Below are 13,022 nucleotides of genomic sequence, written 5' to 3' on the forward strand. Positions count from 1 at the left end.
TATGAACACACTGCGGCTACAATGCGATCTCATGGTTAACAGGTCGTTAAGACCTGCGCGGATCGAAATGCGTTCAGGCGTTGAAGGCGGGATTGCGTCCCATCGCCTGCCGATCTGCATGATCGGGTGCTGCAAGGACGCTGCGCGGCCATATGACCTCTACCACGGCGCCGGTGCGCTTGCGGTTCTTGGCATCATCGGGTCCATTGGCAAAACGCAGCTGCGCGCCGGAGCGTTCAAGCAGGGTTTTCGCGATGAACAGGCCCAGCCCCATGCCTTCATATTCTGGCCTGCTCGCCAAAAGCTGCGCGTTGGTGCGCTGACGTACAAAGGGATCGCCGATGCGTCCAATGACCTGAGCGGGAAATCCCGGCCCGTCATCAATGATCCGCACGGAAATCTGATCACCCGCCCACTGCGTTTCAATCCGCACCTCGCTTTTTGCGAAATCGACGGCGTTCTGCACGAGGTTGCGCAGACCATGAACAATTTCCGGTTTGCGCATGACGCTGGGCTGATGCTTGCGCATGTCTGCATCCATTTCCGCACCGATCACAACGGATTTCCCACGGTCCATATGGGGTTCCGCAGCTTCCATGATCACCGCTTCCAACGGGGCTTGTCGCAACAGGATATCATCCTTACCGGCCCGCCCCATGTTATGGAGGATATCACGGCACCTGTCGGCCTGATCCCGGATCAGCGCGGCGTCCTCTGCCAGATCCGGCTGGTCGGACAAGTCATTCAGCAACTCCGAGCTTGTCAGCTTGATGGTCGCCAGGGGCGTACCCAGCTCATGCGCAGCTGCAGCAACCACACCGCCCAGATCGGTCAGCTTCTGTTCCCGCGCCAGTGCCATCTGCGTGGCGGCAAGCGCATCGCCCATGTTATGAATTTCCGAGGTCACGCGCCACGAATAGGCACTCGTGAAAAGGATTGCGATGATCAGGCCCACCCAGTGACCAAACACGAACAGACCCGGAATGCGCAGCAATTCACCTTCCTGCGTCATGAGGGGAAAATGCGCCACTGCAAGAATGCTCACCACCACCAGCGCAGAGGCACAAAGCACCACCGTTGACCGCAAGCTCAGCGCGGAGGCGGTGATCGTGACCGGCCCCAGCAAAAGCAGCGCAAACGGATTGTGCAAACCTCCCGTCAGGAACAGCAGCGCCGCAAGCTGCACAAGATCAAAGAACACCAGCGCGAAATTCTGCCGTTCCGACAGGCGCTTGTTCTCCGGGAACACAAACGTGGCCACCAGATTTGCAATCACCGACGCGCCGACCGCCAGATAACACAGACCCAATTCGAGCTGCAGACCGTAGATCAGTTGCGCCACGGTGATCGCCACCAATTGCCCGATGATCGCCACCCAGCGGAGCAGGATCATCGTGCGCAGACGGATCCACCCCGCGCGCGTGCGCCCCGACAGGGGGCGAATGTTCGCCTGCGTCATCTACGCACCTTTTGTTTATTCGGCATTGATCCTGCCGTGATGTAGCGTAGGACTGGACCATGACCCGTTCAAGAGCACCGCGAGGGGGGAGCCCATGAAAATCATCGCCATCTTTGCAGCCGCCATTGCCGTGGTTTTCCTTGGTATGATTGCGTTTTTATCGCTCTCCGGTCAGGGGGATGACAAATTCGCGCAGTGCCGTTCGTCAACCGTTGCCGGCGATCTGGGGGGGCCTTTTGAACTGGTCAATGCCGCGGGCGCTACGGTGACGGACGCGGACGTGATCACCGAACCCACGTTGATCTACTTCGGCTATACCTATTGCCCGGATGTCTGTCCGCTGGACGTGGACCGGAACGCCGCCGCAATTGAGATCCTCGAAGAACGCGGGAAAACCGTGACCCCGGTCTTCATCAGCATCGACCCCGAACGTGATACGCCGCAGGTGGTGGGTGAATTCGCCGAGGTGATGCACCCGCGCATGATCGGGCTGACCGGATCTGCCGAACAGGTGAAGGCGGCTAGTCAGGCTTACCGCACCTACTACAAGGCCCATCCGGCGGAGGATGGCGAATATCTGGTGGATCATTCGACCTTCAGTTACCTGGTGATGCCCGAAGAAGGGTTTGTCGAATATTTCCGCCGCGACTTGCCTCCGGAAGATCTGGCCACTCAGATTGGCTGCTTTGTCGATAACGTTTGATCGACCTCCATTTGACCCCACCCGTTCCTGCACCATATGTAACAGGTTGTATCCTGAGGGATTGATTTGAAGGGACGTGGAAAGAATGCAGCACATGGCGGAGATCGGTGCGGATCGCACCCTGCTTTTGGTTGATGACGATGAGCCGTTTCTGCGGCGTCTGGCCAAGGCCATGGAAAAACGCGGTTTCGAGGTGGAAACAGCTGACAGTGTTGCAGGCGGCAGCGCCATCGCAACGGCGCGTCCGCCCGCATATGCGGTGATCGATCTGCGACTGGAAGACGGCAATGGTCTTGATGTGGTTGAGATCCTGCGCGAAAAGCGCGAGGACGCCCGCGTTGTCGTGCTGACGGGATACGGTGCGATTGCCACTGCCGTGGCAGCGGTCAAGATTGGTGCGACGGACTACCTGTCCAAGCCTGCTGACGCAAACGACATCACCAATGCCCTGTTGGCCAACGGCGATGATATGCCACCGCCCCCCGAAAACCCGATGAGCGCGGACCGCGTCCGGTGGGAGCATATCCAGCGGGTCTATGAGCTGTGTGATCGCAATGTGTCGGAAACGGCGCGGCGGCTGAACATGCACCGACGGACCTTGCAGCGGATCCTCGCAAAGCGGAGCCCGCGTTAGGTCACGCTGAAACTGACTTTGCCGCTACAGGTCAAAACGCTTGAGCCGTTTGTCCACCACTGCGCCATTTGCCATCTGGTAACCTTCGATGACGCCATAGTCCTGAAACCCACGGCTTTGGTAGTAGATCAGCCCGCCCTCGTTGTCGGCGCGGATGTTGGCGTTGATCCAGACATATCCCAGCGCCTTTGCCGCCTTGCGGGTCGCATCAAACAGCTTTGACCCGATACCAAGCCCCGTACGTCCGATCTGGACAAACGTGGCGATGTTCGCGGCCTCGGGCGGCAGGGTGGCTTCGGGTTCGATCCATTGAAACCCGACCACCTTTTCCGCATCGTCAAGGGCGACGTGCCACGCATTCCGTCCGGGCGCGAAAGCCATCCAGTCGCCCAGATCGGCACCGGTGACGGGGCGGGTGAGGGCTGTTGTACTGCCCTCCGTTATGATTTCATTCAGCAGACGCGCCATATCGGGCAGATCCAGAGGGATGGGACGGCGGACAGTGATCACGTGCAGGCCTCAAGCAACACGGCGTGCCGTTCCGTAAAGGCGTTTCGGGTTTCCACCGGTGGACGCAGCACGATTTGCAAACCTTCCATAACAGCCGGGTCAGGCGCGCCGAAAAACCGGGTCGCTTCCGGTTCTGCAAAGCCGGCGATCTGGGTGGCCTCCATCCAGGCGCTGATCCTGTCGGCCTTCTTGATCTGCCGCTTTATCTTCACGGGCAGTACAGCAGGCAGACCAAAGCGGATGTGAATGGCCGTCATCAAACGCTCATCCAGCGCACCATACCCCGGCCCAACCGCCGCTTTAACCGGAGAGATCATATCCCCGATCACATATTCAGGTGCATCGTGCAAAAGCGCGGCCAGCTGCCATTTGGGCGGCGTTTTCGGCTCTAACCGGCTGAATAGGGTCTCAACCAGCAGGGAATGTTCTGCCACCGAATAGGCGAAATCACCGTGGGTCTGGCCGTTCCAGCGCGCGACAAAAGCAAGGCCGTGGGCAATATCCTCCACTTCCACATCCATCGGCGTGGGGTCCAGCAGGTCCAGCCTGCGGCCTGATAACATGCGTTGCCAAGCGCGCGGTTGTTTGGCCATTTCTGTGCCTCGTTTCGCTTTAACCAGATTTCAAATGAACAATTTCGGAACTCAAGCGAACACATATACATTGAGACGACAAGTAAACTGTAATGAGTCACATTTTTTAACGAGTGATTTAGCGAGTAAGGAACTTGGCATGATACGCGTATTTGTATCGCTGCTGACCGTTAGCACCCTTTTGAGTGCGGCCACATCTGTTATGGCCGAAGACGTGTGCATGCCAAGCACTGAGTTAAGAGCGTCGTTGATAGATTGGTACGGGGAAGAGCCCGTTGCAGCGCCAAACAGGGCACAGCAACAGATATGGGCCTCTCCCCGGACCGGCACCTGGACCAAGGTTCGCTTTGACGCAAATGGCACCGCGTGTGTGCTGGCACAAGGCGACGATTGGCTGGTCGGTGCCGCCCGCGCGGCCTTGCTGGCCTCTCTGGCAGATTAACCCACGAAATTCCGAAACATCTGCCGCATTGAGGCGGCAACCCAAAGGTGCTAGAGGCGCGCAAACTCTTCTTGAAAGGTGCGCGCCATGGCCAACGACTATATCGTGAAAGACATCAACCTTGCGGCATATGGCCGTAAGGAACTGGATATCGCAGAAACCGAGATGCCGGGGCTGATGGCCCTGCGCGAGGAATATGGCGCAAGCAAACCGCTGAAGGGTGCGCGCATCGTCGGATCGCTGCACATGACCATCCAGACCGGTGTCCTGATCGAAACGCTGGTGGCGCTGGGCGCGGATGTGCGTTGGGCGTCGTGCAACATTTTCTCCACCCAGGATCATGCGGCAGCGGCCATCGCCGAAGCGGGCGTGCCGGTTTTTGCGATCAAGGGTCAAACGCTGGAAGAGCATTGGGATTACCTGGATAAATCCTTCTTGTTCGCGGACGGGCCAAACCTGATCCTGGACGATGGTGGTGATGCCACGCTCTATATCCTGTTGGGTGCGCGCGCCGAAGCGGGCGAAGACATCATTTCCGTGCCGACCTCCGAAGAAGAAGAGGCGATCAAGGCCCAGATCAAGAAGCGTATGGCGGAAAGCCCCGGCTGGTTTACCAAGATGCGCGATCAGATCGTCGGTGTTTCCGAAGAAACGACGACCGGTGTTCATCGCCTTTATGAGCTGGTCAAGCAGGGACAATTGCCTTTCCCCGCGATCAACGTGAATGACAGTGTCACCAAGTCGAAGTTCGATAACAAATACGGCTGCAAGGAATCGCTGGTGGACGGCATTCGCCGCGCCACCGACACCATGATGGCGGGCAAGGTCGCGGTCGTGATGGGGTATGGCGATGTCGGCAAAGGATCGGCGGCGTCGCTTCGCGGGGCGGGTGCACGGGTCAAAGTCACCGAAGTAGACCCGATTTGCGCGCTTCAGGCCGCCATGGACGGGTTCGAGGTTGTACTGCTGGAAGACGTGGTCGGCACCGCCGACATCTTCATCACCACCACCGGCAACAAGGACGTGATCCGCATCGAGCACATGCGCGAGATGAAGGACATGGCCATCGTCGGCAACATCGGCCACTTCGACAACGAGATCCAGGTGGCCAGCCTGAAGAACCACAAATGGACCAACATCAAGGAACAGGTGGACATGATCGAGATGCCGAATGGCAATCGTCTGATCCTGTTGTCCGAAGGGCGCCTGCTGAACCTCGGCAACGCCACGGGCCACCCGTCCTTTGTGATGTCCGCGTCCTTCACCAATCAGGTGCTGGCACAGATCGAATTGTGGACCAAGGGTGATGAGTACAAGAACGAGGTCTATATCCTGCCCAAGCATCTGGACGAGAAAGTTGCGCGCCTGCACCTTGATCGCATCGGCGTGAAGCTGACCAAGATGGACCCGGAGCAGGCGGCCTATATTGGTGTGTCTGCGGACGGCCCGTTCAAGCCGGAACATTACCGCTACTGATCTCGCATGACGCCCGAGACAGACAGGAAACGCCGCCCCGTTCTGCGCTGGGCGGCGTTCTTATTGGTGCTGGGTCTGGTTGTCTGGCAGGGGTTGGTACATCCCCGCAGCCCGATCCCTGACGCATGGAACCCAACACTTCCGCTGGACTTGTCCCAGCCTGAGACGCCTGTGACGGGCTGGAAACTGACCCGCGCGCTGGCCAGTCCGCAAACCTGTCTTGCCGCACTCGGTACCGGGGCCACTTTCGAGGCCAAGCCCGATTTCGATGAAAGCCCGCAGTGTCATATCCGACCGCAGGTCGTCCTGAACGGAACGGCGGCAGCCCGGTTGCAGCCCCTGAACACACGTTGCCAGACGGCGCTGAGGCTGGCCGCCTGGGATCGCTATGGCATTCAGCCCGCTGCGCAGGCGCATTTTGGCATCGGCGTGCGGGAAATAAGGCATTTGTCCAGCTACAACTGCCGTTCCATGCGCACAACGTCAGGACGTGCCGCACGGATGAGCACCCATGCCACAGCGGATGCGATCGACATTACCGGGTTTACGCTGATGGACGGACGGCAGGTGAGCCTGATCGATCATTGGACAGCGCAAGACGCGCGTTCAGCTTTCCTGCGCGACATCCGGGACAGTTCCTGCAGGTGGTTTCGGGTAACGCTGGGGCCTGACTATAATCGTCTGCACGCAGATCATTTTCACCTTCAGCATACAGGCTGGGGCCTGTGTCGCTGACGCGCTGATGCTTTGAAAAACCTCTCATTTACAGGCTCATCAGGCAGGACCGCACCGACCGGCTGGCATCCAGCAGCGCCTTGTAAAGGCCGGATGGTGATCTTTGCTGCATGCTCAGCGCGCGTTCCACGCCTGTCATCAGATAGCGTGGCTTTTTCTTTGCGCACCGGGGTGTAATGGCGGACGTCTGATGAATCCGCGCAAGACGTTCTTCGAAGGTTGGCTTGTATTGGGACATGTTTTTAATCCTCTCTCTGCTCAACCCCCATTTCAAAAGGGATCTGGGACGTTTTTGTGACACTTCCGGTGAAATTGAAGGGCAAGGTCGTGACCGGATTCGCGTCTCAGGCGCCAGTTTGTGGCAGCCTTCGGCCATAGGGGGAGAAAGGAATAAATTTTCCCTTTGTCGGTGCCGCATTTCTGACTAGGCTGCGGCCCAGCTATCAAGGCTGATTAATGACTTATCCAAGGTGGGAGAATTCCAAATGGGCAAACGCGACGAGTGGATCCAGAAATACGCAGACGATCTTAGGATCAAGTGTGGCATGGCGCCGGATATGGACCTTCTGACAAAGGTCACCATCGGCTGCGGCCCCTCGATCTACAATGCGGACGCGTCAACCGTCGCGGGCAGCCAACCGGCAGAGCTTGAAACGGTGAAGAACAATTTCCTGATCAAGAAGCTGGGTTTGCCCGATGGACCGAATTTGATGGAAGCGATCAACAGCGTGATCAACACCTACGGTCAGTCAGAGCGGAACAAGTACCGCGCGGTGATCTACTACATGCTGACCAAGCATTTCGGCAAGGAATCCGTTTACGGCTGAACGCCCGCTGATCAAACCGCAAAGGAGCGCCCGCTTGGTTAAGTGGGCGTTTTCCTTTTGAACTGCTTTCTAGGCATTGATTTCTATGCAGATCTTCGTCGGTGCGGTACAAGAGTATCTCAGGCCAGGACGGCCGGAACGGATTTCAATACGTGTGTGGGACTATGGGAGCACACGGGGTGAGAGAGGGTTCTGGCAGTCTGTCAGAACCCTCTTTTTTTGGATGGACAGTGCCGCGTCAGAACAGGGTCAGCACCAAGCCGATGACAGCGCAGCCAAATGTGGCATATCCCGCGTCGATCAACGTTAGCTGGAAGGGTCTGCTGACATAGCCATTGTTGATCATGATCCATGGGCTGATGAAGAAAAGACCGACCCCCAATCCGGATACGACCCCTTTGCCGACCGTGTCGATGCCCGAAAGGGCAAAGGTGTGGCGCATCATGCCCGCCACGACGATCATCGCGATGGCAGCCATGAGATAGGGCAGGGATGACATGTTTTCGGGCCGTCCGTCGGGTCCTGTCTTTATCGCCGCCGCCGCCATCCACGGCTTTGCCAGAACCATGTACCACACCGCGCCAAATCCGAAACCCGCGATGGCCGCAACGATCACTGCAAGTACACCCATAACGATATTCTCCGCATGTTGATCCGCGCAGTATGGGTCGAAAACCGCGATTTTCCCAGCGTTAAGGTCACATCGGCCTAAGGTTTCGTTTGTCCCATCGCGCAGATGATCTTCCATTCTTCTGCGGTGACGGGCTGTACGGACAGGCGGGAGTTCTTGACCAGAACCATGTCTTCAAGCCGGGGGTCGGCCTTTATCTGATCCAGCGTGACCGGTTTGATGAACGGGCGGATGGCCTTGATATCCACGCACTCCCATCGCGGGTCATCTGTCTTGCTGTCGGGATGCGCCTCTGCGATCACCTCGACAATGCCGACGACCGATTTTTCCTTGAGTGAGTGATAGAAAAAGCCCCGGTCGCCCACTTTCATCTCCCGCATGAAATTGCGGGCCTGATAATTGCGTACACCGTCCCATTCCTCTCCGGCGTCGCCCTTGGCCACCTGATCCTGCCAGCCCCATGTGTTGGGCTCTGATTTGAATAGCCAATGTGCCATCAGCCGATGACCTTCTTCCAGGGTCGCAGTGTGACGGACTGGAACAGTCCGGCCTTGGCGTAGGGGTCCGCATCGGCCCAGCGTTGCGCGGTTTCCATGTCGGGCACCTCCATGATGATCAGCGATCCGATCATGCCGCCATCCGCGTCCAGCAGGGGACCGGCTTGCGCGATCATCTCAGGTTCGGAGCCAAGGTGCGCAAGGTGGTCGGCACGGTTTGCGGCGCGCACGTCCTGCGCGTCGGGTTTGTCATGGGCAATCAGGGCAACAAGCATGTCATTCTTCCTTCAAGGGTCGCGCCAGCAGGGAATGCATTGCGCTGGATACATCTAGCCTGCCGTCCAGCAGTCCTGCAACGGCGGCGGTTATCGGCATTTCGAGATCCGCTGCCTGTGCCAGGGCATGAACGGCATGTGCGGTGGCTGCCCCCTCTACCGTGATTGACGGATCGAAGGGCGTGCCTTGGCCCAATGAAAGCCCCAGCCGATAGTTGCGAGACTGTTCCGATGTACAGGTCAACGTCAGATCACCAAACCCGCTGAGGCCGGACAGCGTTGCCGGATCGGCCTTCAGATGCGCGGCAAGGCGCTGCATCTCGGCGTAGCCGCGGGTCATCAACGCGGCACGTGCACTTTCGCCCAGGCCTGCGCCCATAGCCGCCCCGCAGGCAATGGCGATCACGTTCTTCAAAGCGCCGCCCAATTCCGCCCCGACGGTGTCTGTTGTGCGGTAAAGTCGCAGATTTCGGGTGGTCAGCGTTTCCTGCAAGGCCTTGCCCGCAGCTTCATCCGCGCAGGCCAGTGTCAGCGCAGTGGGCAGTCCATGGGCGATATCAACGGCAAAGCTGGGGCCGGTCAGGATGGCGGGCGCGGCAGTGGGCAAACATGCGGTTATGACGGCGACAGGACCAAGGCCGGTCTCAAGCTCCATTCCCTTGCAGCAGGCGACAAGGGTTTTGCCGGTCAACACGTCCTGATGATCCATCAGGAAGCCACGCAGCTGTTGCATCGGAACGGCGAGCAACAGCGTGTCGGCCTGTGCCGCCGCTGCAAGATCATCCGTGACCGCCAGCGTGTCGGGAAAGCGGCAGCCCGGCAGACGCGCGGTATTCTCCCGCAGCGCCGCCATGTTTCCCGGTTGACGGGCCCAAAGGACGACGGACCCCTTGCCCGCCAGCGCAATCGCCAGCGCCGTGCCAAACGCTCCGGCCCCCATGATGGCGACGGTCATGCCTTGGCACCCTTCTTGCCGGAGCCAAGCATGGCGGGTTGCTCCTTGTCCAAAGGCCAGCGGGGGCGGGCGGACAGGGTCATGTCATCGGGTGCACGGCCTGCGGCCTGTTCTGCTGCGGCAAATGCAATCATGGCGGCGTTGTCCGTGCAAAGTGCCAAGGGCGGTGCGATGAATGTCGTATCAGTGGTGCGCGAAACAGTCTCTAACGCGGTACGAACGGCCATATTTGCCGCAACACCACCCGCAACACAGATGGTTTTCGTTTCCGGCACCTGTGCCAGGGCGCGCCGGGTCTTTTCGGCCAGCACCTCCACGACAGCAGCCTGAAATCCCGCTGCAAGATCAGACTGGTCCTGGGGATACAGACCGCCCTGCGCCGCAACAAGCGTGTCGCGGGCGCGCAACACGGCGGTTTTCAGGCCGGAGAACGACATGTCGCATCCGGCCCGGTCCATCAGCGGACGCGGGAAAGCAAAGCGGGTGGGATCCCCTTGCTGCGCGGCCTGTTCGATCGATGGCCCACCCGGTTGCGGCAGGCTGATCAGGCGCGCAATCTTGTCAAATGCTTCACCGGGGGCATCATCGATGGTGCCGCCAAGGCGGGAAAAGTCATCCGGACCCCGGACATGCAGGAACTGACAATGCCCGCCGGAAACAAGCAACATCAGGTAGGGATAGGTCACATCGTCGGTCAGTCGAGGCGTCAGCGCATGACCGGCAAGGTGATTGACGCCATAAAGTGGTTTGCCCGTCGCGGTGGCCAGACCCTTGGCGAACATCACGCCCGAAACCACGCCTCCGATCAGGCCCGGCCCGGCGGTCACGGCAATCGCATCTACGTCAGAAAGGCGCATTTCAGCTTGTGTTAGAGCCTGTTCTACGCAGTGATCAAGCTTTTCAGCATGCGCGCGCGCGGCGATTTCGGGCACAACACCGCCAAAGGCGGCATGCAGATCGGTTTGTCCCACGACCACCGAAGACAAAACTGCGCTGAGTCCGTCAGGCCCATACCGGACAATCGCGGCGGCCGTGTCATCGCAGCTGCTTTCCAATCCCAGAATGATCGTTGTCTTCCCCATCGGGTTCTTTCGTTGCAAGGGCCTTCAGTGGCAGGTAACACCGCAAGCCATGGCAAACAATGTGCACCATTCAGGGAACAGGCCGTCGCTGCTGATCACGCGGGCGCGGGAGGATGCCGTTGCCTTTGTGGCAGAACTGCCGAAAGAGGTGATTGCGCAGACGGACATCCTGATTGCACCGCTGTTGCGGATCGAGGGTTCCGGCGTGTTGCCTGACCTTGCCGGGGTGCAGGGTGTTATCTTTACCTCTGCGAAGGGTGTTGAATCCGCACCACCCGGCGCAGGCCGCGAGGCGCATTGCGTCGGAGAGAAGACCGCGCAGGCAGCTAGGGCGCAGGGTTGGAAGGTGTGCCTGACCGCACAAACGGCGGAGGAATTGCTTGCCCGCATCACCGCCACCGGGCCGCTTGTGCATCTGGCCGGTCACCATCAGCGGGGCGACATTGCCGACATCCTGACGGTGCGGGGTACCCCTTGCCAGCGCCATGTCGTTTACCAGCAGCATCTTGAGCCGCTCAGCGCCGCCGCACATCGGATGCTTGAAGGGGACAAACCGGTGGTTGTTCCCCTTTTCTCCCCCCGTACGGCAGGCCAGTTTGCTGCCCAGGCACGCAGCGTGGCGCAGGTGCATGTGCTGGCCATCAGCACCGCCGCCGCAGAGGCATTGGGCGCCTGTACCCCCGCCACCGTGCACATCGCTGCTGCGCCGACGGGAATTGAGATGCGGCGCGGAGTTGAAAAGCTGTTGTATCAGGCCAGCTTGCCTTGAAGACCGCCGGGAATGGCGGGTAAGATCATGCAGTCAATCTGACCCATGGGTCAGAATCGGAAAGGTGGGGATCGTGGCGAATTCAAAGAAACCAGCGTCAAAGACGTCGGACACGGCTGGCTCCGCCAAGGCAAACGCGACGGCACCCAAGGCCGACAAGGGCACGAAGCAAACGCCCGCGTCGAAGGTGGAAAGCGTTTCGGCCAAGCCTGACCCGACCAAGCCTGCTGACACGGCGGCTGAAAAGAAGACGGTGACGGCTGCGACCAAGGACACGGTCACGTCAAAGCCCACTGATGCAAAGCCGACACCTGTGGCGACAGATAAAGCAAAAGATGCCAAGGAAGTGCCCGTGGCGAAATCCGCCGCGTCAACAGCCGGGGCAAAAGCCGCAGCATCGGACGCCACGTCGAAACCGGCCGCGAAAGAAGCTGCCAGTGCGCCATCGAAACCCGCGACATCCACCCCTGCAAAACCCGCCGCTTCACCACCGGCACCGCAAAAAAGCGGCAGCGCGTTCTGGCCGCTGGTGCTGGGTGGGATTATCGCCGGTGTGATCGGGTTCATTGCAGCAGAGATGAACGTCTTCGGTCTGCGCGCGAGGAACGATACGCTGTCCGCAACCGTGCAGGCGCAGGCGGATCGTATTGCGCAGCTGGAAGACACGGTCGCGAATGCGGCAGCCCCCGAAATGCCCGATGTTGCACCCCTGCAGGCAGAACTTGGGACGTTGAATGATACCGTCGCCGCGCTTGGGACGAAGGTGGAGGAACTGGCCAACCGGCCCATCGTGACCACCTCGGGAGACGTCGACGTCTCAGCCTATGAAGCCCAGTTGGGGGCGCTGCAGGCTTCTGTTGTGGCGCAGAAGGAAGAACTGGATCAGCTGCTTGCGAATGCGCAAAGCGTAGAACAGGCCACGGCGGAGGCCGCGCGCCTTGCGGTGATACAGGGCGCGCTGACCGATATCGGCGCAGCACTGACCGAAGGTGCACCGTTCAGCGATGCGCTGGGCGTGTTGTCCGAAAACGGTGTTGATGACATCCCTGCGGCGCTGTCCGACACGGCGGAGGAAGGCGTGCCCACGCTCAGCGCGCTGCAATCCGGATTTACCGGCAGTGCGCGCGCGGCTTTGGGCGCTGCACGTTCAGCCGGGGTACAGGAGGGCGAAGAAGGCTTTGGCGGCTTTCTGCGCCGTTCACTTGGGGCACGTTCCGTGGCACCCCGCGAAGGGTCTGACCCTGATGCCGTGCTTTCCCGCGCCGAAGCCGCATTGCGCGACGGCGCGCTGGGCGATGCATTGAGCGAACTGGATACACTGCCTGCCGCTGCGCAGGATGCAATGGGATCGTGGCTTTCTGATGCGCGGTCCCGGGCGGCGGCGCGTGATGCTGCCGAAGACCTGTCTGAACGCCTGACGGCAAACTGAGGAAC

The 13,022-nt window shown here is 59.7% G+C and carries 17 protein-coding genes; 8 read left to right on the forward strand and 9 right to left on the reverse strand.

The window, feature by feature from the left end; all coding sequences use genetic code 11:
* Nucleotides 1–73 precede the first annotated feature (73 nt).
* On the reverse strand, nt 74–1,459 hold the full coding sequence (gene regB / locus AB4X18_RS08440) for a sensor histidine kinase RegB (protein WP_370399659.1): 1,386 nt from the start codon (nt 1,457–1,459) through the stop codon (nt 74–76).
* Between the two features lie 94 nt (nt 1,460–1,553).
* On the opposite strand from regB, the gene AB4X18_RS08445 reads away from it, so the two are divergent.
* Both AB4X18_RS08445 and AB4X18_RS08450 read left to right on the forward strand, forming a co-directional pair.
* On the forward strand, nt 1,554–2,162 hold the full coding sequence (locus AB4X18_RS08445; protein ID WP_370399660.1) for an SCO family protein: 609 nt from the start codon (nt 1,554–1,556) through the stop codon (nt 2,160–2,162).
* A gap of 85 nt (nt 2,163–2,247) precedes the next feature.
* Entirely contained in the window at nt 2,248–2,796 is a 549-nt protein-coding gene (locus AB4X18_RS08450) for an ActR/PrrA/RegA family redox response regulator transcription factor (protein ID WP_370399661.1), read from the forward strand.
* A 24-nt stretch (nt 2,797–2,820) separates the two neighbouring features.
* Here AB4X18_RS08450 and AB4X18_RS08455 read toward each other — a convergent pair whose 3' ends face one another.
* A complete protein-coding gene (locus AB4X18_RS08455) occupies nt 2,821–3,306 on the reverse strand; it encodes a GNAT family N-acetyltransferase (RefSeq protein WP_370399662.1) in 486 nt (161 codons plus the stop codon).
* Nucleotides 3,303–3,899 carry a hypothetical protein gene (locus AB4X18_RS08460; protein ID WP_370399663.1) on the reverse strand — a complete coding sequence of 199 codons (597 nt, stop codon included), beginning with the start codon at nt 3,897–3,899 and terminating at the stop codon, nt 3,303–3,305. Before AB4X18_RS08460 ends, AB4X18_RS08455 begins: the two co-directional genes overlap by 4 nt.
* Before the next feature lie 139 nt (nt 3,900–4,038).
* Between AB4X18_RS08460 and AB4X18_RS08465 the strand changes: the two genes are divergently transcribed.
* From AB4X18_RS08465 to AB4X18_RS08475, 3 genes are all read left to right on the forward strand, one after another.
* Entirely contained in the window at nt 4,039–4,341 is a 303-nt protein-coding gene (locus tag AB4X18_RS08465; protein ID WP_370399664.1) for an S-adenosyl-L-homocysteine hydrolase, read from the forward strand.
* An 87-nt stretch (nt 4,342–4,428) separates the two neighbouring features.
* Nucleotides 4,429–5,817 carry an adenosylhomocysteinase gene (ahcY, locus tag AB4X18_RS08470; protein WP_370399665.1) on the forward strand — a complete coding sequence of 463 codons (1,389 nt, stop codon included), beginning with the start codon at nt 4,429–4,431 and terminating at the stop codon, nt 5,815–5,817.
* A 6-nt stretch (nt 5,818–5,823) separates the two neighbouring features.
* Entirely contained in the window at nt 5,824–6,552 is a 729-nt protein-coding gene (locus AB4X18_RS08475; RefSeq protein ID WP_370399666.1) for an extensin-like domain-containing protein, read from the forward strand.
* Nucleotides 6,553–6,580: 28 nt separating this feature from the next.
* Here AB4X18_RS08475 and AB4X18_RS08480 read toward each other — a convergent pair whose 3' ends face one another.
* Nucleotides 6,581–6,790 (reverse strand): hypothetical protein, encoded by a 210-nt coding sequence (locus AB4X18_RS08480; RefSeq protein WP_370399667.1) that lies wholly within the window; start codon nt 6,788–6,790, stop codon nt 6,581–6,583.
* Between the two features lie 247 nt (nt 6,791–7,037).
* Here AB4X18_RS08480 and AB4X18_RS08485 point away from each other — a divergent pair, with 247 nt between their 5' ends.
* Nucleotides 7,038–7,379, forward strand: coding sequence for a DUF2853 family protein (locus AB4X18_RS08485; protein ID WP_370399668.1), 342 nt, complete (start codon nt 7,038–7,040; stop codon nt 7,377–7,379).
* 238 nt (nt 7,380–7,617) lie between these two features.
* Here the strand turns inward: AB4X18_RS08485 and AB4X18_RS08490 are convergent, their stop codons facing one another.
* From AB4X18_RS08490 to tsaD, 5 genes are all read right to left on the reverse strand, one after another.
* Nucleotides 7,618–8,010 carry a DUF1761 domain-containing protein gene (locus AB4X18_RS08490; RefSeq protein WP_370399669.1) on the reverse strand — a complete coding sequence of 131 codons (393 nt, stop codon included), beginning with the start codon at nt 8,008–8,010 and terminating at the stop codon, nt 7,618–7,620.
* 77 nt (nt 8,011–8,087) lie between these two features.
* Nucleotides 8,088–8,507, reverse strand: a complete 420-nt coding sequence (locus AB4X18_RS08495; protein WP_370399670.1) for an EVE domain-containing protein — start codon at nt 8,505–8,507, stop codon at nt 8,088–8,090.
* Nucleotides 8,507–8,782 (reverse strand): YciI family protein, encoded by a 276-nt coding sequence (locus AB4X18_RS08500; RefSeq protein WP_370399671.1) that lies wholly within the window; start codon nt 8,780–8,782, stop codon nt 8,507–8,509. The genes AB4X18_RS08495 and AB4X18_RS08500 overlap by 1 nt, the downstream gene beginning before the upstream one ends.
* 1 nt (nt 8,783) lies before the next feature.
* Nucleotides 8,784–9,737, reverse strand: coding sequence for an NAD(P)H-dependent glycerol-3-phosphate dehydrogenase (locus tag AB4X18_RS08505; RefSeq protein WP_370399672.1), 954 nt, complete (start codon nt 9,735–9,737; stop codon nt 8,784–8,786).
* Nucleotides 9,734–10,819, reverse strand: coding sequence for a tRNA (adenosine(37)-N6)-threonylcarbamoyltransferase complex transferase subunit TsaD (gene tsaD / locus AB4X18_RS08510; protein ID WP_370399673.1), 1,086 nt, complete (start codon nt 10,817–10,819; stop codon nt 9,734–9,736). The genes AB4X18_RS08505 and tsaD overlap by 4 nt, the downstream gene beginning before the upstream one ends.
* Before the next feature lie 49 nt (nt 10,820–10,868).
* Here tsaD and AB4X18_RS08515 point away from each other — a divergent pair, with 49 nt between their 5' ends.
* Together AB4X18_RS08515 and AB4X18_RS08520 are read left to right on the forward strand one after the other, a co-directional pair.
* A complete protein-coding gene (locus tag AB4X18_RS08515; RefSeq protein ID WP_432817290.1) occupies nt 10,869–11,588 on the forward strand; it encodes a uroporphyrinogen-III synthase in 720 nt (239 codons plus the stop codon).
* Nucleotides 11,589–11,661: 73 nt separating this feature from the next.
* The gene (locus tag AB4X18_RS08520) at nt 11,662–13,017 is read left to right on the forward strand and encodes a COG4223 family protein (protein ID WP_432817291.1); all 1,356 of its coding nucleotides are present in this window, start codon (nt 11,662–11,664) and stop codon (nt 13,015–13,017) included.
* Nucleotides 13,018–13,022: the final 5 nt, after the last annotated feature.

It is taken from the genome of Sulfitobacter rhodophyticola (assembly GCF_041281685.2).
GTDB lineage: Bacteria > Pseudomonadota > Alphaproteobacteria > Rhodobacterales > Rhodobacteraceae > Sulfitobacter.